The sequence below is a fragment of the Methylobacterium sp. J-072 genome (assembly GCF_022829425.1).
Taxonomy (GTDB): Bacteria; Pseudomonadota; Alphaproteobacteria; order Rhizobiales; family Beijerinckiaceae; genus Methylobacterium.
Genome location: NZ_JAKSYK010000051.1, coordinates 1 through 16,009, shown reverse-complemented (window position 1 = coordinate 16,009; position 16,009 = coordinate 1). Strand labels below are relative to the sequence as shown.

General features: G+C 70.8%; 14 protein-coding genes. 10 read left to right on the top strand and 4 right to left on the bottom strand.

Annotated features, from left to right (window positions below; translation table 11 throughout):
- Positions 1-129: 129 nt before the first annotated feature.
- From nthA to MKK67_RS04570, 3 genes are read left to right on the top strand one after another with little or no spacing between them, the layout of a single operon-like run.
- Entirely contained in the window at positions 130-789 is a 660-nt protein-coding gene (nthA, locus tag MKK67_RS04580; protein ID WP_243962482.1) for a nitrile hydratase subunit alpha, read from the top strand.
- Positions 786-1,445 (top strand): nitrile hydratase subunit beta, encoded by a 660-nt coding sequence (gene nthB / locus MKK67_RS04575; protein ID WP_243962481.1) that lies wholly within the window; start codon positions 786-788, stop codon positions 1,443-1,445. Before nthA ends, nthB begins: the two co-directional genes overlap by 4 nt.
- Entirely contained in the window at positions 1,442-1,765 is a 324-nt protein-coding gene (locus MKK67_RS04570) for a nitrile hydratase accessory protein (protein WP_243962480.1), read from the top strand. Before nthB ends, MKK67_RS04570 begins: the two co-directional genes overlap by 4 nt.
- Here the strand turns inward: MKK67_RS04570 and MKK67_RS04565 are convergent.
- Complete coding sequence (locus tag MKK67_RS04565) at positions 1,753-2,628, bottom strand: MBL fold metallo-hydrolase (protein WP_243962479.1); 876 nt, start codon at positions 2,626-2,628, stop codon at positions 1,753-1,755. The two genes, MKK67_RS04570 and MKK67_RS04565, sit on opposite strands and share 13 nt — an antisense overlap.
- Positions 2,629-2,770: 142 nt before the next feature.
- A complete protein-coding gene (locus MKK67_RS04560; RefSeq protein WP_243962478.1) occupies positions 2,771-3,790 on the bottom strand; it encodes an SDR family oxidoreductase in 1,020 nt (339 codons plus the stop codon).
- A gap of 189 nt (positions 3,791-3,979) precedes the next feature.
- On the opposite strand from MKK67_RS04560, the gene MKK67_RS04555 reads away from it, so the two are divergent.
- The 5 genes from MKK67_RS04555 to MKK67_RS04535 all read left to right on the top strand — a co-directional run bounded on the left by MKK67_RS04555 (position 3,980) and on the right by MKK67_RS04535 (position 11,902).
- Positions 3,980-4,240, top strand: coding sequence for a hypothetical protein (locus tag MKK67_RS04555; protein WP_243962477.1), 261 nt, complete (start codon positions 3,980-3,982; stop codon positions 4,238-4,240).
- Positions 4,241-4,701: 461 nt separating this feature from the next.
- A complete protein-coding gene (locus MKK67_RS04550; RefSeq protein WP_243962476.1) occupies positions 4,702-8,115 on the top strand; it encodes an acyl-[ACP]--phospholipid O-acyltransferase in 3,414 nt (1,137 codons plus the stop codon).
- Positions 8,116-8,278: 163 nt separating this feature from the next.
- A complete protein-coding gene (locus MKK67_RS04545; protein WP_243962475.1) occupies positions 8,279-8,491 on the top strand; it encodes a hypothetical protein in 213 nt (70 codons plus the stop codon).
- A 79-nt stretch (positions 8,492-8,570) separates the two neighbouring features.
- Positions 8,571-10,715, top strand: coding sequence for a penicillin-binding protein 1C (pbpC, locus tag MKK67_RS04540; protein WP_243962474.1), 2,145 nt, complete (start codon positions 8,571-8,573; stop codon positions 10,713-10,715).
- A gap of 143 nt (positions 10,716-10,858) precedes the next feature.
- Positions 10,859-11,902: a cytochrome-c peroxidase gene (locus tag MKK67_RS04535; RefSeq protein WP_409568365.1), complete on the top strand. Its 1,044-nt coding sequence runs from the start codon at positions 10,859-10,861 to the stop codon at positions 11,900-11,902.
- Between the two features lie 54 nt (positions 11,903-11,956).
- Here MKK67_RS04535 and MKK67_RS04530 read toward each other — a convergent pair whose 3' ends face one another.
- The gene (locus tag MKK67_RS04530; protein ID WP_243962472.1) at positions 11,957-12,706 is read right to left on the bottom strand and encodes a glycerophosphodiester phosphodiesterase family protein; all 750 of its coding nucleotides are present in this window, start codon (positions 12,704-12,706) and stop codon (positions 11,957-11,959) included.
- Between the two features lie 2 nt (positions 12,707-12,708).
- Positions 12,709-13,182 (bottom strand): RidA family protein, encoded by a 474-nt coding sequence (locus MKK67_RS04525; RefSeq protein WP_243962471.1) that lies wholly within the window; start codon positions 13,180-13,182, stop codon positions 12,709-12,711.
- A gap of 373 nt (positions 13,183-13,555) precedes the next feature.
- Between MKK67_RS04525 and MKK67_RS04520 the strand changes: the two genes are divergently transcribed.
- Both MKK67_RS04520 and argF read left to right on the top strand, forming a co-directional pair.
- Positions 13,556-14,746, top strand: a complete 1,191-nt coding sequence (locus MKK67_RS04520) for an aspartate aminotransferase family protein (protein ID WP_243962470.1) — start codon at positions 13,556-13,558, stop codon at positions 14,744-14,746.
- 178 nt (positions 14,747-14,924) lie between these two features.
- The gene (gene argF, locus MKK67_RS04515) at positions 14,925-15,905 is read left to right on the top strand and encodes an ornithine carbamoyltransferase (protein WP_243962469.1); all 981 of its coding nucleotides are present in this window, start codon (positions 14,925-14,927) and stop codon (positions 15,903-15,905) included.
- Positions 15,906-16,009: the final 104 nt, after the last annotated feature.

Here is a 16,009-nt window from a genome sequence, read left to right as displayed (position 1 = left end):
GAACCGATACCAAACGCTCCCGGAAAAACCGGAGGATCGCGCAATCCGTCGCGATCATGATTGATACATCGCAACGGCAGTGGCCGTGGGCGAGGCGCCGGTGCAGAATACCGATGGCCAGGAGGACGGATGAGCCACGACCACGCGCACGACCACTTGCACGCGCATGACCACCCGCACGGCAGCGATCTTTCGCCCGTCGAGGCGCGGGTGCGGGCGCTGGAATCCCTGCTGACCGAGAAGGGCTATATCGACCCGGCGGCCCTCGACACCCTCGTGGACCTTTACGAAAACAAGGTCGGGCCGCATGCCGGCGCCCGGGTGGTGGCCCGGGCCTGGGTCGATCCGGATTACCGGGCGCGGCTCCTGGCCGACGCCACGCCGACGATCGCCGAGCTCGGCATCGGCGGCCGAGGCGGCGAGCACATGGTGGTGGTGGCCAATACGCCCGAGACCCACAACCTCGTCGTGTGCACGCTCTGCTCCTGCTACCCCTGGCCGGTGCTCGGCCTGCCGCCGGTCTGGTACAAGGCGCCGCCCTACCGCGCCCGGGCGGTGATCGACCCGCGTGGCGTGCTGGCCGAGTTCGGCGTGACGATCCCCGAGACCACCCGGATCACCGTCTGGGATTCGACCGCCGAGACCCGGTACATGGTCCTGCCGATGCGGCCCGCGAACACCGAAGGCTTTTCCGAGGAGGCCCTGGCCGCCCTCGTCACCCGCGACGCGATGATCGGCACCGGCCTGCCCGGTTCGGTCCCGCCGAGCCCGCCGGAGATGCCGGTATGAACGGTGCCCAGGACCTCGGCGGCGCGCACGGCTTCGGGCCGGTGGTGCCGGAGCCGGACGAGCCGGTGTTCCATGCCGACTGGGAACGCCGGGTCTTCGCGATGGCGATGGCCATGGGCTACACCGGCGCCTGGAACCTCGACGGCAGCCGCGCCAACCGGGAATCGCTGCCGCCAGCCCAGTATCTCGCGTCGAGCTACTACGAGATCTGGCTGGCGGCCCTGGAGAAGCAGGTCGCCGCGACGGGCCTCGCGACACCCGAGGAGATCGCGGCGGGCCGGGCCTCCGAGCCCGCCAAGCCGGTGGCGCGGGTGCTCGCCCGCGACGGCCTGGAGGCGCGCTTCCGGGCCGGCTTCCCGAGCAGCCGCGAGGCCAGCGCACCCGCCCGCTTCGCGGTGGGCGATGCCGTCATCGCCCGAAATATCCACCCGACCGGGCATACCCGCCTGCCGCGCTACGTCCGCGGGAAGCGCGGCCGGGTCGAGTGCATCGACGGCGCCTTCGTGTATCCCGATACCAACGCCTACGGGGCGGGCGAGAACCCGACCTGGCTGTACACCGTCAGTTTCACGGCGCTGGAGCTGTGGGGCGAGAGCGGCGATCCGGGCGGGATCGTCACGGGGGCTGCTTTCGAACCGTATCTGGACCCGGCATGAGCGAACCGGTTCCAAAAACCTTTGCGGCCCCCTGGGAGGCGCAGGTCTTCGCCCTGGTGGTGTCCCTGCAGGAGGCCGGCCTGTTCACCTGGGCCGAATGGGCCGACCGCCTCGGCCGGGAGATCCGGCCGGCCGATGGTCCCGAGCAGGCCGCCGATTACGGGGCTTGGCTCGCCACCCTGGAAACGATCCTGGCCGAGCGCGGGATCGCGGCCCCCGACAGCGTGGCCGTTCGCACCGAAGCGTTCCTGCGCGCTGCCGCAGCGACGCCGCACGGGCGGCCAATCCGCCTGGAGAACGATCCGCTCTACCGGTCCTGAACCGGCAGGCTGTCGAGCGGTACCGGCGCGGCATGCGCGCGGCCGCTCAGCAACTGATCCAGCAGCGCCAGAACCTCGCGCCGGCCGCAATTGCGCGCGGGCTCGAACGGCGTCCACGTCTGGGTGAAGTCGAGGCGCTCGAACACGTCGCGGTAGCGGCGCAGCTCGCCCGGCGTGAGCGGCACCCCGCGCACGAACGCCTTGTGGGCCGAGATCGTCTTGGCTCGGCGCGGATCGGCCGGATCCAGCTCGAACTTCAGGGCGTCGCCGCAGAAGCAGATCTTTCGCGTCCGGTCGTACAGGACGGCGTGGCCGTCGAAATGCCCCGCGGTGCGATGCAGCTCCAGACCCGGCAGGGGCTCGAGGAAATCGTCATACGGCCAGCTCACCTGAAGCGCGGCACTCCAGATGAAATCGGCAGCCGGCAGGCACAATTCCGGGTCGAACCGGTCCTGGAGCTGCGTAAACGCCCCGTAAGCATGCGGGTGCGAGGCCGAGAGGACCTGCATGCCGCCGAGCGTCTCGATCTGGTCGAGGGCGGCCTCGCTGAAGACCGGGCAGCCCTCGAAACCCATATTCCCGTTCTCGGTCTGGATCAGGTAGGCCGAGGGGCCGATGCCGGAGACCGGCTCGTTCCAGAACCGCCAGACGCCCGGTTCCAGCTCCTGCCAATGGCACGGGAAGGCGTCCTGCGCTTCCCGTGCGGTTCGGAAGCGCCAGCCGTCCTGCGGCACCACGTGGCGGGCGTCGAGGCAGAGCGGGCAGGACGGCGGTGCCTCGAAATGGCGCTGCCAGAACCCGCAATTGTCGCAGGTATAGGCGGGTAGCTTCAGGGCGCCCGCGAAGGGCAGATAGCCGGGCATCGTCTCGGGCCTCTCCTGGCGAATGGTCCCGGGTTTCCAAAGGGCTCAGCCTTTTGGCGGGGTTCGGGGGTGGAACCCCCGAAACACCAGGGCTCTGCCCTGGACCCGCAAAAGGTCTCAGACCTTTTGAAACCAGGACTGTCTAGCGGATCCGACCACGCAGCGCAGCCCGCCGGGGCCGGGTGGCCGCCACGGCCGCGGCGGCGAGCCCGAGAAGCGCCAGCCCCGCGAGGCCGCCGACCGCCAGGTCGCGCGTCCGGCTCGTGACGAACTCGCCCCGGGTGGTCTTCATCCGGTCGGTGAACCGCCCGTCGATGCCGACCTCGCCCGGCACCGGGTCGTAGAGGTTGCCTTGCATGTCGGGGATCGTCGTGTCGGACAGCTGGGCCGACCACATCGAGGCGGCCTTGCGGTCTGCGAGCGCGGGGGCGAGCGCCTGCGCGGCGGCCATCATCATCGACGAGCGCCCGACCCAGACCTCCCGGCGCGGGTGCTCGACCGTGTAGACGATCGCCTCGGCGCAGAGGCGTGGGTCGAAGACCGGGTCCGGGGCGTATTGGCGATGGCCGGTGCGGTTGCGCGCCCAGTTAAATTGCGGCGTGTTCACCGCCGGCAGGTAGACCACGCTGAGGCTGACGGCGACCTTGTCGTGGAGCAGCTCGCAGCGAAGCGCGTCGGTGAAGCCGGAGACGGCGAACTTGGCCGCGCAATAGGGCGCCTGGAGCGGTGCCGCCCGGATCGCGAGGCCGGAGGAGACTTGGATGATGGCGCCGCGGTTGCGCCGCTTCATGTAACGCAAGGCCGCCAGGGTGCCGTAGACCTGGCTGAGATAGGTGGTCTCGGTGACCCGCCGGTACTCATCGGGGGTGATCTGGTCGGCCGGGTTCACAACGGTGGACATGGCGTTGTTCACCCAGGTGCGGATCGGGCCGAGCTCGGTCTCGATCCGGGCGGCGGCGTCGTCCACGGCCTGCGGATCGGCGACGTCGGCCGCGATCGCCAGGACCGGCTGGCCGTAGGCGGCGAGCGCCCGCTCGGCGGCGGCCAGCCGCCCGGGATCACGTGCGACCACGGCCACCGACCAGCCGCCGGCGGCGAAGCGATGCGCGGTTGCGAGGCCGATTCCGGCGGTCCCTCCGGTGACGACTGCAACCCGTGCCATCCTGCCCACCCTGTGAAAGAACCGCTGCGGCAACGGGTATCGCCGCCCCCGGTTGCGCAGCAGCACCGTGCCGGAACGTCACGGCCACCGGTCTTTTTGGAACCCGGCGCGCAACGTCCGCCGACGAGCGCTGTTGATCCTGCGTAGTCGCGCGCCATCGGAGCGCGGCCGGTCTCAAGGATCGCAGCCATGCGCTACGGCCGACGGTTTTCCCTGCCGATCGATCCCTGGCCGCAAGCCTCGCTCGGCGAGCGGATGTCGGTCGGGCTGGTCCTGACCCTGCTGCTCGCGGTGCCGCTCTGCGCCGCCAGCGCCGTGATGGTCGTCTGCGCGGCTGTGGGGGCCTACGTCGCCTGGTCCTACGATCTCGGCGCCTCCGTGCGGATCGCCATCGAGCGTCAGATCGGCAGGATGGCGAGCGGACACAGGCGCGCGGTCCGGAAGGTTTAAGGGGCGTCTCGCGTCCAGGCCGGATCGGGACGCAACTCTTTAAATCGTATTCGAGAACGAGAGACGGCTCTCTATCCCAGGAGTCCCGTCCCCGCCCTCATCTTGAGGCGACGGAGCGCAGCGGAGGCCTCGAAGGAGCCCTCCGGCCAGCCACGCGATCCCTGGAGGCTCCCTCGAGGCTGCTGCGCAGCACCACAAGATAAGGGGGGAGATCGGGATATCCGCTGGCAGACTTGGCAATCGCCGAACCGTCATTGCGAGCGCAGCGAAGCAACCCAGGGAACCGCCACGTCCGGAGATCGCGCGCCGCACTGGGTTGCTTCGCTGCGCTCGCAATGACGGCGTCGTCGGGATGCGGGCCAAACCGGTGTATTGCGGCCCCGCAACCGCCGCCCGGCGCAGGGCCGATTTGACCTCGACGCATCGGCTGGGCCAGTCAGGTTCGGAACCGAGAGATCGCCATGTTCCGTTCCCTGATGAGTGCCCGGCGCTTCGCGCCGCTGTTCTGGTGCCAGTTCTTCTCGGCGTTCAACGACAATTTCCTGAAGAACGCCCTGGCCTTCCTGATCCTGTTCGGGATCGGCGGGCAGGCGGATGCGCATGCGGGCGTGCTCGTCACCCTGGCAAGCGCCGTGTTCATAGGGCCGTTCTTCATCCTGTCGGGCCTGGGCGGCCAATGGGCCGACCGCTACGACAAGGCGCTGATGGCGCGCCGGCTCAAGTTCGCCGAGATCTTCGCCGCCGGCACCGCCGTGCTCGGCTTCCTGCTGCATTCGGTGCCGGTTCTGTTCGTGGCGCTCGGCCTGTTCGGGACGATCGCGGCCCTGTTCGGCCCGATCAAGTACGGGATCCTGCCGGATCATCTGCGCCGTGAGGAGCTGCCCGCCGGCAACGCGCTGGTCGAGGCCGCGACCTTCCTGGCGATCCTGCTCGGCACGATCGCGGCGGGCGCGGCCTCGGCGCTGGGCGGCTCGGGCCTGGTGTTCGGCGTCCTGGTGATGGGCTTCGCGGTCCTGTGCTGGCTCTCGGCGCGGATGATCCCGCCGACCGGGGAGGGGGCGCCCGACCTCCATGTCGACCGCAATGTGGCGCGCTCCACCGCCTCTCTGCTGCGCGACCTCTGGGCCGATACGCGGCTGTGGCGCGGCTCGCTGACGGTGAGCTGGTTCTGGCTGGTCGGCGTGGTGGTGCTGTCGCTCCTGCCGGTTCTGGTGCGCGATGTCTTCCACGGCACCGAGACCGTGATCACCCTGCTGCTGGCTTTGTTCTCCATCGGCATCGCCGTGGGCTCGGGTCTGGCCTCGTGGCTCGCCAGCGGCCGGATCGTGCTGCTGCCGACCCCGGTTGGGGCTGTGCTGATGGGCCTGTTCGGCCTCGACCTCGCCTGGACCATCGGCCATGTGCCGCCGCCGCCCGCGGAGGCGATCGGCCCGCTCGACTTCCTGCAGACCGGAGAGGGCCTGCGCACCGCCATCGGCTTCCTCGGCCTCGCCGTCTCCGGCGGCCTCTACATCGTCCCGTCGTTTGCGGCCGTGCAGGCCTGGACCGAGAAGGCGATGCGCGCCCGCATCATCGGGGCGGTCAACGTCGTGACCGCCGCCTTCATGGTCGCCGGCACCCTGGCGCTTGCCGCCTTGCAGGGCGCGGGCCTGTCGAACGCCAGCCTGCTCGCTCTGGTCGGGGTGCTGAACCTGATCGTCGGCGCCGTCGTGTTCGCGACCCTGCCGACCAGCCCGTTCCGCGACGCGCTGTCGATCCTGTTCCGGGCCTTCTACCGCCTGGAGGTCCGCGGGCTCGACAACGTCGCGGCGGCCGGGCCGAATTGCATCCTGGCGCTCAACCACGTCTCCTTCCTCGACGCGCCTTTGGCCCTGTCGCTGCTCGACCAGGAACCGGTCTTCGCGGTCGATAGCGGGATCGCGCAGCGCTGGTGGGTCCGGCCGTTCCTGCGGGTCACCAAGGCTATGCCGCTCGACCCGACCCGGCCGCTCGCCACCCGGACGCTGATCAACGCGGTCAAGAGCGGTGAGACGCTGATCATCTTCCCCGAAGGCCGGCTCACGGTCACCGGCAGCCTGATGAAGGTCTATGACGGCGCCGGGCTGATCGCCGACAAGTCCGGGGCCATGGTCGTGCCCGTGAAGATCGACGGGCTGGAGCGCACCGCGTTCTCGCGCCTGTCCCGCGGGCAAGTCCGCCGCCGCTGGTGGCCGAAGGTGACCGTGACGGTGCTGCCGCCGGTGCGGCTGACCGTGGACGACACCCTGCGGGGCAAGGCACGGCGGCAGGCCGCCGGGGCGGCGCTCTACGGCATCATGTCCGACCTGCTGTTCCGCACCGCCGACACCGACCGCGGCCTGATGGCGGCGCTGATCGATGCCGCGGACCGCCACGGCTGGCGCCGCACCGCCGTCGAGGACCCGGTCACCGGCCGCCTGACCTACAGCCGGCTGGTGCTGGGCGCCAACGTGCTCGGCCGCAAGCTGATGCCGCTCGCCCCCGAGGGTGGCCGGATCGGCGTGATGCTGCCCAACGCCAACGGCGCGGCCGTGACCCTGTTCGCCCTGGCGTCGGCGGGCCGGGTGCCGGCGATGATCAATTTTTCGGCCGGGCCGGCCAACGTGCTCTCGGCGTGCCGGGCGGCGCAGGTCGACAGGATCCTCACTTCCCGGGCCTTCATCGAGAAGGGCCGGCTCGGGACTCTCGTCGAGGCGATCAAGGGGACGGTCGAGCTGGTCTACCTGGAGGACGTGCGCGCCACGATCACGACGCCGGACAAGATCCGCGCGCTGCTGGCCGGCCGTCGCCCCCTGGTGAAGCGCAATGGCGAGGATCCGGCCGCGGTGCTGTTCACCTCGGGCAGCGAGGGCACGCCGAAGGGCGTGGTGCTGGCCAACCGCTGCATGCTCGCCAATGTCGCCCAGGTCGCGGCCCGGATCGATTTCGGGCCCACCGACAAGGTGTTCAACGTGCTGCCGGTGTTCCACGCCTTCGGGCTGACCGCCGGGCTGGTCCTGCCCCTGGTCTCCGGGGTGCCGGTCTATCTCTACCCATCACCGCTGCACTACCGGATCGTCCCGGAGCTGATCTACGGCTCGAACAGCACGGTCCTGTTCGGCACCGACACGTTCCTGACCGGCTACGCCCGGTCTGCGCATGCCTACGACCTGCGCTCCCTCCGCTACGTGGTGGCCGGCGCCGAGGCCGTGAAGGACTCGACCCGCAAGACCTGGGGGGAGAAGTTCGGGCTGCGGATCCTGGAGGGCTACGGCGTCACCGAATGCGGGCCGGTGGTCGCGCTGAACACGCCGATGTTCAACCGCTTCGGCACGGTCGGCCGGATCCTGCCCGGGATCGAGACCCGCCTGGAGCCGGTGCCCGGGATCGACGACGCCGGCCGCCTCTCGGTGCGCGGCCCGAACATCATGCTGGGCTACCTGCGGTCGGAAAAACCCGGCGTGCTGGAGCCGCCGCCGGAGGGCTGGCACGACACCGGCGACATCGTGGCGATCGACGCCATGGGCTTCGTGACGATCAAGGGCCGGGCCAAGCGCTTCGCCAAGGTCGCCGGCGAAATGGTCTCGCTCGCCGGGATCGAGGCGCTGGCCGCCGAACTCTGGCCGAACCAGCCGAGCGCGGTCGCCGCGGTGCCGGATCCGCGCAAGGGCGAGCGGCTGGTGCTGTTCACGCAGGAGACGGGCGCGACCCGGGCCGCCTACCAGAGCTTCGCTAAGGAGCGCGGCGCCTCCGACGTGGCGATCCCCGCCGAGGTGGTGGTGCTGGACGCGATCCCGATGCTCGGCACCGGCAAGGTCGACCAGGTCTCCGTCGTCAAGCTCGCCCTGGAGCGGGCCAAGGAATCCGCCGCTGCGTGAGCGGCCGTCCCGTCCTGCCGGCCCGCATCACCCAAACAGGGGATGCAAGCGTTGTCGCGTTAGCATGGTATCACGAATACAGTCATGATTCGATCAGCACTCAGCGATCGAGCTTCGTGGACTGGAATTCGCGATTCGCGCGCGTGTCGACGAGGGGTTGAACATGCACAAAAGCAGGCGATTTCCGATCTGGCTGACCCGGCGGGCCTATTTCAAGCGGCTCGAACGCTGGGCGAAGCCCGGGAAGGCGCGCAAATCCGCGCCGCAGATCCTCGAAGCCGAGCCCGACATCATGCCCAGCAACGTCGTGCCCTTCCCCTTCCGCTTGGGGCAGGCGGGCCGACCGGCCTTCCCGGATCTGCGCGGCGTCGGCTGAGCCGGCTCCCCCGGGACTTGCCTGCCGCTGCAGTTCGTTGAATCTGTGCGCGCCGGCAATCCCGGGACCTGGAGGATGCGTGCCGCACGACGGGCCTGATCCCAGCGCGGCCGCACCGCCCGAAACCCGGCGTCGCCGCGCGGCGCGCGTGGGCTTCGGGATCGCGGCCCTCTTCGTTGGGCTCGTCGCGGCGGGCGTTGGGCTGGTCTGGCGCTACGCCGTTTCGCTGCCGCCCCTCGATCTGGCGGCGGCCGCGGCGCGCTCGACGGTGGTGCTCGACCGATCCGACACGTTGCTGCGCCCCTTCGCCACCGCGGACGGCCGCTGGCGTCTGCCGGTCTCCGCGGCGACCGTCGACCCACGCTACCGGGCGATGCTGCTCGCCTACGAGGATCGGCGCTTCCAATCGCATCCCGGCATCGACCCGGTGGCGATCCTGCGCGCCGCCGGGCAATGGCTGGGGCATGGCCGGATCCTGTCGGGGGGCTCGACCCTGTCGATGCAGGTCGCCCGCCTGGTCGAGCCGCGGCACGGGCGCTCACTGGAAGCCAAGCTCCGCCAGATGGTGCGGGCGGTGGCGCTTGAGCGGCGGCTTGGCAAGGTGGCGCTTCTCGACCTGTACCTGGCACTCGCCCCCTATGGCGGCCCGCTCGAGGGCGTGCGGGCGGCGAGCCTCGCGTATTTCGGGCGGGAGCCGGTGCGGCTCACGGCGGCGCAGGCGGCGCTGCTGGTCGCCCTGCCGCAATCCCCCGAGACCCGCAGGCCGGACCGGTTCCCGGCCAGCGCCCAAGCCGCCCGCGACCGCGTGCTCGATCTGGCGGCGCGCCGGGGCCTTCTCACCCTGGCGGAGGCCGAAGCCGCCAAGGCGGAGCCGGTGCCGACCGAACGCAAGCCGTTCCCGATGCTGGCCGCCCACGCCGCCGAGGAGGCGGTGGCGGCCGAGCCCGGGGCGCCGGTGATTCGCCTGTCCATCGACGGGCGGCTGCAAGCGCGGCTGGAGGCCCTGGCGGCCGAGCGCGCCGCAGCGACGGGGCCGGCCCTCTCAGCCGCGATCCTGGTACTCGACAATCGCGACGGCCGCGTCCTCGCCCAGGTCGGCAGCCCCGGCTATCTCGATCCGAGCCGGCGCGGGGCGATCGACATGACCCTGGCCGTGCGCTCGCCGGGCTCGGCCCTGAAGCCGTTCGTCTACGCCCTGGCCTTCGAGAACGGGCTCGCCCATCCCGAGACGCTGCTGGAGGACCGCCCGGCGCGGTTCTCGGCGAGCTACGCGCCGGAGAATTTCGACCTGACCTTCCAGGGGACGGTCACCGCAAGGCGCGCCCTGCAGCTCTCGCTCAACGTGCCCGCGGTGGCGCTGATGGAGGCGGTGGGACCGGCGCGCTTCATCGCCCGGCTGCGGGCGGCCGGCGCCGGGATCCAGCTCCCCCGTGAGGCGGCCCCGGGCCTGCCGGTGGCGCTCGGCGGTCTCGGCATCACGCTCACCGACCTCGCGCGGCTCTATGCCGGGCTGGCCCGCGGCGGCACGGTGCCGGACATTCTGCGCCGGGCCGGGGTTTCAGCCGCCACCGGCGCGGAGCACCGGGTTACCGAGCCGGTGGCGGCGTGGTACGTCGCCGACATCCTGCGCGGGACGCCGCCGCCGGAGAACGCCCTGCCGAACCGCATCGCCTACAAGACCGGCACGTCGTTCGGCTACCGCGACGCCTGGGCGGCGGGCTTCGACCGGCACGTCACGGTGGCGGCCTGGATCGGGCGCCCCGACGGCGCCCCGGTGCCCGGCCTCGTCGGCCGCGTGGCCGCCGCCCCGATCCTGTTCGACGCCTTCGCGCGCCTCGGCACCGAGCCGGAGCCGGTCCCGCAGCCCCGCGACGCGCTGAGCGCGGCCGAGTCCGGCAGCCTGCCGCCGCCGCTGCGCCGCCTGCATCGCGATGGGCCGGATGCGCAGGGTCCGACGCTCAAGATCGCCTATCCCCCGGACGGGGCGCGAATCGATCTCGGTCTCGCGGCCGGGCATGGGGACGATCGCGACGCGGCAGGCCCGGGCCTAGCCCTCAAGGCGCTCGGCGGGGTGCCGCCGCTGACCTGGCTGGTCGATGGTCAGCCCGTGGCGCAGACGCCGCGGCGCCGGGCCGAGTGGGTTCCGGGCGGAGCCGGTTTTGCGCGGATCTCGGTTCTCGATGCCACGGGCGCGAGCGACAGCGTCTCCATCCGGCTGGAGTGACGTCGCGGATCAGAGATTTTACGACGAAAATGCCTGGGTGCGGCACTCTGTACCCGCCAATACGCTCGCGAAGACCGATCTTTCTATTCGGATTCATCGGTCGTCAACGAATACCGGCCTAAAGCTCACCGGTGAGGTCGGTGATGGCTTGGAAGGTCGGCGCCGCAATCGCGGGGCTTCTCGGATTGGTCGGCATGGCAGCCGAAGTCGGAAGCGGTGGTGATCCGCGCCGCGCCGGCTGGCGCGATGCCTATCGTCCGCCCGCCGAGATCCCGTTCCCCAGCGAGAATCCCTATTCCGCCGCCAAGGCCGAGCTCGGTCGACGCCTGTTCTTCGATCCGATCCTGTCCGGCGACGGCAGCCGCGCCTGCGCGACCTGCCACGTCCCGGATCTCGCCTGGGGCGACGGGCGCGCCCGCGCCGCGACGCGCATGCAGGGCGACATGGACCTGCGCACGCCGACCCTGATCAACGTCGCCTGGCAGGACGGCCCGATGGGCTGGGACGGGAAGTTCAAGACCCTCGAAGCCGTCGCCGCGATGCCGATGACGTCGCCGACCAACATGAACCTGTCGATGGCCGACGCGCTTGCCCGGCTCTCCGCCGATTCGAGCTACGCCGCAGCCTTCACCGCCGCGTTCAACGATTCCGCCATCACCCGGGACCGGCTGGAAGCGGCGCTGGCGACGTTCGAGCGCCTGATCGTCAGCGGGACCACCCCGTTCGACCGCTGGATCGCCGGCGACGAGGCCGCCATCGCCGAGCCGGCCAAGCGCGGCTTCGACCTGTTCAACGGCCGGGCCGATTGCGCCAGCTGCCATTCCGGCTGGTCGTTCACGGACAACTCGTTCCAGGACATCGGCGTCGGCACCGGCACCGATATCGGCCGCGGCCGCCTCAAGCCGACCTCGGCCGCCCTGCGCTACGCCTTCAAGACCCCGACGCTCCGGGAGATCGGCAAGCGCGGCCCCTACATGCATGACGGCTCGGTGGCGACCCTGGAGGCGGTGATCGACCTCTACGACCGCGGCGGGATCGATCGCCCGAGCCGGTCCCGATCGATCAAGCCGCTCCACCTCAGCGCAACGGAGCGGGCCGACCTGCTGGCGTTCCTAGCGACCCTCTCCACCGGGACGGGCCGCGACCTGACGACGGCGTCGTTCACGACGGCGGTTCCGGCGCCGTAAGCCGGGTTGTTCGGGACGCCACTCAAAGCCCGGCAATCCGGCGGCTCGTCCCGATCAGGGGACGAACCCCTCGAACACCATCTGGTCCGCGTGCGCGCCCGCGCGGGCGCGCTGATCCTCGGTCCGCACCGTCCAGGCCATGACCGGAATGCGGCTAAGGAGCCGGCACAGGTAGGTCGGGGCACAGGGCAGGTCGTCGACCCGCCAGGACAGGAAGTCCGGCCGCGAGTCTGAGAAATGCAGCAGGTTGGACAGGGCCCGGCGCGTCGCCCAGGGCATGCCGGCATAGGCCGGGTCGTCCTGGGTGGTCTCGGCGACGATGCCCCGGGGGATTGCCGGCGGGCACAGGTCGCGGAGCGCCGCGACCACCTGCGGATCGAAGGATTTCAGCGCCACCGGGCCGGCATAGGCGGCGGCGATCTCGGCCGCCCGGGTCGCCAGCCGCGGATCGCCGTCGTAACGGGATTTGACCTCGATCACGACCGGCACCGCCCCGGCCACCGCGGCCAGGAAATCCGTGAGCGTCGGGATCGTCTCCGAGGTCCCGGCGACGGCGAGCGCCCCGAGCTCGGCCGCCGACTTGGTGCCGATCGCCTCGCTCGCCCCGGTCAGCCGGCCGAGGGCGGCGTCGTGGAACACCATCGCCTCGCCGTCGGCGCTCAGCTGAACGTCGCACTCGATGGCAAAGCCGCCGGCCACCGCGGCGCGGGCGGCGGCCAGGGTGTTTTCCGGCCGGCCCGCCGTCCGGTCATGCAGCCCGCGATGGGCGATCGGCCGCGCGGTCAGCCAGTCGGGCGCAGCCACGCCTAGCGGACCTCGAAGATCGCCTCGACCTCGACCGCGGCGTCGAGGGGCAATTCGGCGACGCCGACCGTGGAGCGGGCATGGCGCCCGCTATCGCCCAAAAGCTCGACCATCAGGTCGGAGGCGCCGTTCATCACCCCGGCCACCGCCGAGAAGCCCGGCGCGGCGTTGATGAAGCCGCCCAGCCGCACGCATTGCTCCAGCGCGCGATCGAGATCGCCCACCGCGGCCTCGAGCTGGGCCAGGACGTTGAGGGCGCAGAGCCGGGCGGCCGACTTGCCGGCCTCGGGCGAGACGCTGCCGCCGACCTTGCCCTTGTGCTCGGGGGCGATGGTCCCGTCCGCGCCGAAGCAGACCTGGCCGGAGATCACCACGAGGTTGCCGGTGCGCACGAACGGCACATAGTTCGCCACCGGTGCCGCCGCCTTTGGCAGGGTGAGGCCCAGCTTCTCGAGGCGTTCCTTGATCGTGCTCATGGGATTCTCCCGCGCTGACTCGACTCGGCGGGAGCAGGAGCATGACCGCGCCCCGCCGCGCAAGGGGACTTGCGCGCTCGCCGCCAACGAGGATGCCGGTTCGGCGCAAGCGAGCGCGTCACATCAAGGACCGAGAGCCGTTCCCGGTCGCGTTCTGATCGGGAACGGCTCCAACCCAGCAATGCGGCTCTGAAATCCGGCGCGCGCAAGCATCGTGCAGAGCAGCCGCGCGCCCGGAATCGACCCCGCAACGTTGACAGGAGCCGGTCGTTTCATAGTAATCGCGCGCGTGCCGCCCATGACGAGGCGGCACTTTCATTTGGAGCCGGCACAACGCTTGCTCCGCGCCTTCTGAGATACGGAGACGGGATCCGTGACGTCAGCCCTTCTGCCGACCTACGTCCGCGCGCCGCTCGCTTTCGAGCGCGGCGAGGGCGCCTGGCTCGTGACGGAGGCCGGGGAGCGATACCTCGATTTCGGCGCCGGCATCGCGGTCAACGGTCTCGGCCACGCCCATCCGCACCTCGTCGGCGCGCTCACCGAGCAGGCGAACCGGATCTGGCACACGTCGAACCTGTTCGAGATCCCGGGCGGCGAGCGCTTCGGCCGGCGCCTCGTGGAGGCGACCTTCGCGGACGTGGTGTTCTTCTGCAACTCGGGGGCTGAGGCCAACGAGGCGGCGATCAAGATCGCCCGGAAGTACCACGCGGCCGGCGGCAACCCGGAGCGCTACCGGATCGTCACCTTCGCGGGCGCCTTCCACGGGCGGACCCTGGCGACGCTCGCGGCCGGCGGCCAACAGAAATACATTGAGGGTTTCGGGCCGAAGGTCGACGGATTCGACCAGGTCCCGGCCGGCGATTACGACGCGCTGGAGGCGGCGATCGGGCCGGAGACGGCCGCCCTGATGATCGAGCCGATCCAGGGCGAGGGCGGCGTGCGCGTCATCCCGCACGCGGACCTGCGCCGCCTGCGCGAGATCTGCGACGCGAACGGCCTGCTGCTGATCATGGACGAGGTCCAGACCGGCGTCGGGCGCACCGGCAAGCTGTTCGCCCATGAATGGTCCGGCATCACCCCGGACATCATGAGCGTGGCCAAGGGCATCGGCGGCGGCTTCCCGATGGGCGCCTGCCTCGCCACCCGCGAGGCAGCGCGCGGCATGACCGCCGGCAGCCACGGCACCACCTTCGGCGGCAACCCGCTGGCCATGGCGGTGGGCAACGCCGTGCTCGACGTGGTGCTGGCGGACGGCTTCCTCGACCGCGTCGCCCATGCCGGGCTGCTGCTCAAGCAGAAGCTCGCGGCCTTGCGCGACCGCCACCCGCACGTGTTCCAGGAGATCCGCGGCGAGGGCCTGATGCTCGGCCTCAAGCTCGGCGTGCCCAATACCGATTTCGCCGCCGCCGCCCGGGCCGCCCACCTGTTGGTGATCCCGGCCGGCGACAACATCGTCCGCCTGCTGCCGCCCCTGATCGTCGGCGACAGCGAGATCGACGAGGCGGTGCGGCGGCTCGATCAGGCCGCCTCCTCCTTCGAAGCCCTGCGCGGGGCCGCCGAATAGCAGGCCGATCCCGCTCTACACGAATCACCGCCCTGCGCCGCGTTCCGGCGCAGGGCGGTGCGAAGCATTTTCGGGTGCGGTCGATCCCCGCCGCGCGTGATGAGAATGCCCCCACCAGGAGATAGAGTGTCGTTCATGATCAGGTGATCGTGGAGCAGGCTCTAGCGAACGTGACGCGATGAAAGCCCAGATTGACGGCCGGGCGCGTGCCCCAGTCCCGCACCTGAACGGTGCCGGCCCCCGCCACTTTCTCGACCTCAAGGACTTCTCCGGGGCGGACCTGCGCGGGGTGCTCGACGCGAGCGCCGCCATGAAGGCGCGCCGCCGCAAGGGCGAGCGCGCCGCCGAGCGTCCGCTCGTGGGCAAGACCCTGGCGATGGTGTTCGACCGGCCCTCGACCCGCACCCGCGTCTCGTTTGACGTGGCGATGCGCGAACTCGGCGGCGAGACCCTGATGCTCACCGGCTCCGAGATGCAGCTCGGCCGCGGCGAGACCATCGGCGACACCGCTCAGGTGCTGTCGCGCTTCGTCGACGCGATCATGATCCGCATCCTCGACCACGGGCAGATGCTGGAGCTGGCCGAGCACGCCACCGTGCCGGTGATCAACGCGCTGACCAAGGTCTCGCATCCCTGCCAGATCATGGCCGACGTGATGACCTTCGAGGAGCATCGCGGGCCGATCAAGGGCCGCACCGTGGCCTGGTCGGGCGATTCCAACAACGTCTTGGCGAGCTGGGTCCACGCGGCCGCGCGGCTCGACTTCGGCCTGAACATCGCCAGCCCCCCCGAGCTCGCGCCGCCCCCGGGCCTGATCGCCTGGGCGAAGGGGGAGGGCGCGAACATCACCGTCACCACCGACGCCTTCGCGGCGGTGAAGGGCGCGGATGCCGTGGTGACGGATTGCTGGGTCTCGATGGGCGACGACGACGAGGGTCACCGCCACAACTTGCTGAGCCCCTACCAGGTGAACGCCGCGCTGATGGCGGCCGCCAACCCGGACGCGATCTTCATGCATTGCCTGCCGGCCCATCGCGGCGAGGAGGTCACGGCCGAGGTCATGGACGGGCCGCGCTCGGTGGTGTTCGACGAGGCCGAGAACCGCCTGCATGCGCAGAAGGGGATTTTGGCGTTTTGCCTGGGCGCGGGCGAGTCCTGATCCCGGGCTCGCGCTTTTCTGGACTGCGCCCCATATAGGCGGCGGCGGGCCACTTCTGTGGCCGGCTTTGCGCGCCCTCTCCCTCCCCCCTCTGCGGGGGAGGG

What these genes read in the sequence shown, in the direction of transcription:
- MKK67_RS04565 (WP_243962479.1), bottom strand. Translation starts at nt 2,628, where the DNA reads ATGCCCGGCTATCTGCCCTTCGCGGGCGCCCTGAAGCTACCCGCCTAT.
- nthA (WP_243962482.1), top strand. Translation starts at nt 130, where the DNA reads ATGAGCCACGACCACGCGCACGACCACTTGCACGCGCATGACCACCCG.
- MKK67_RS04535 (WP_409568365.1), top strand. Translation starts at nt 10,859, where the DNA reads ATGGCTTGGAAGGTCGGCGCCGCAATCGCGGGGCTTCTCGGATTGGTC.
- MKK67_RS04560 (WP_243962478.1), bottom strand. Translation starts at nt 3,790, where the DNA reads ATGGCACGGGTTGCAGTCGTCACCGGAGGGACCGCCGGAATCGGCCTC.
- MKK67_RS04570 (WP_243962480.1), top strand. Translation starts at nt 1,442, where the DNA reads ATGAGCGAACCGGTTCCAAAAACCTTTGCGGCCCCCTGGGAGGCGCAG.
- MKK67_RS04525 (WP_243962471.1), bottom strand. Translation starts at nt 13,182, where the DNA reads ATGAGCACGATCAAGGAACGCCTCGAGAAGCTGGGCCTCACCCTGCCA.
- nthB (WP_243962481.1), top strand. Translation starts at nt 786, where the DNA reads ATGAACGGTGCCCAGGACCTCGGCGGCGCGCACGGCTTCGGGCCGGTG.
- MKK67_RS04545 (WP_243962475.1), top strand. Translation starts at nt 8,279, where the DNA reads ATGCACAAAAGCAGGCGATTTCCGATCTGGCTGACCCGGCGGGCCTAT.
- MKK67_RS04555 (WP_243962477.1), top strand. Translation starts at nt 3,980, where the DNA reads ATGCGCTACGGCCGACGGTTTTCCCTGCCGATCGATCCCTGGCCGCAA.
- argF (WP_243962469.1), top strand. Translation starts at nt 14,925, where the DNA reads ATGAAAGCCCAGATTGACGGCCGGGCGCGTGCCCCAGTCCCGCACCTG.
- MKK67_RS04550 (WP_243962476.1), top strand. Translation starts at nt 4,702, where the DNA reads ATGTTCCGTTCCCTGATGAGTGCCCGGCGCTTCGCGCCGCTGTTCTGG.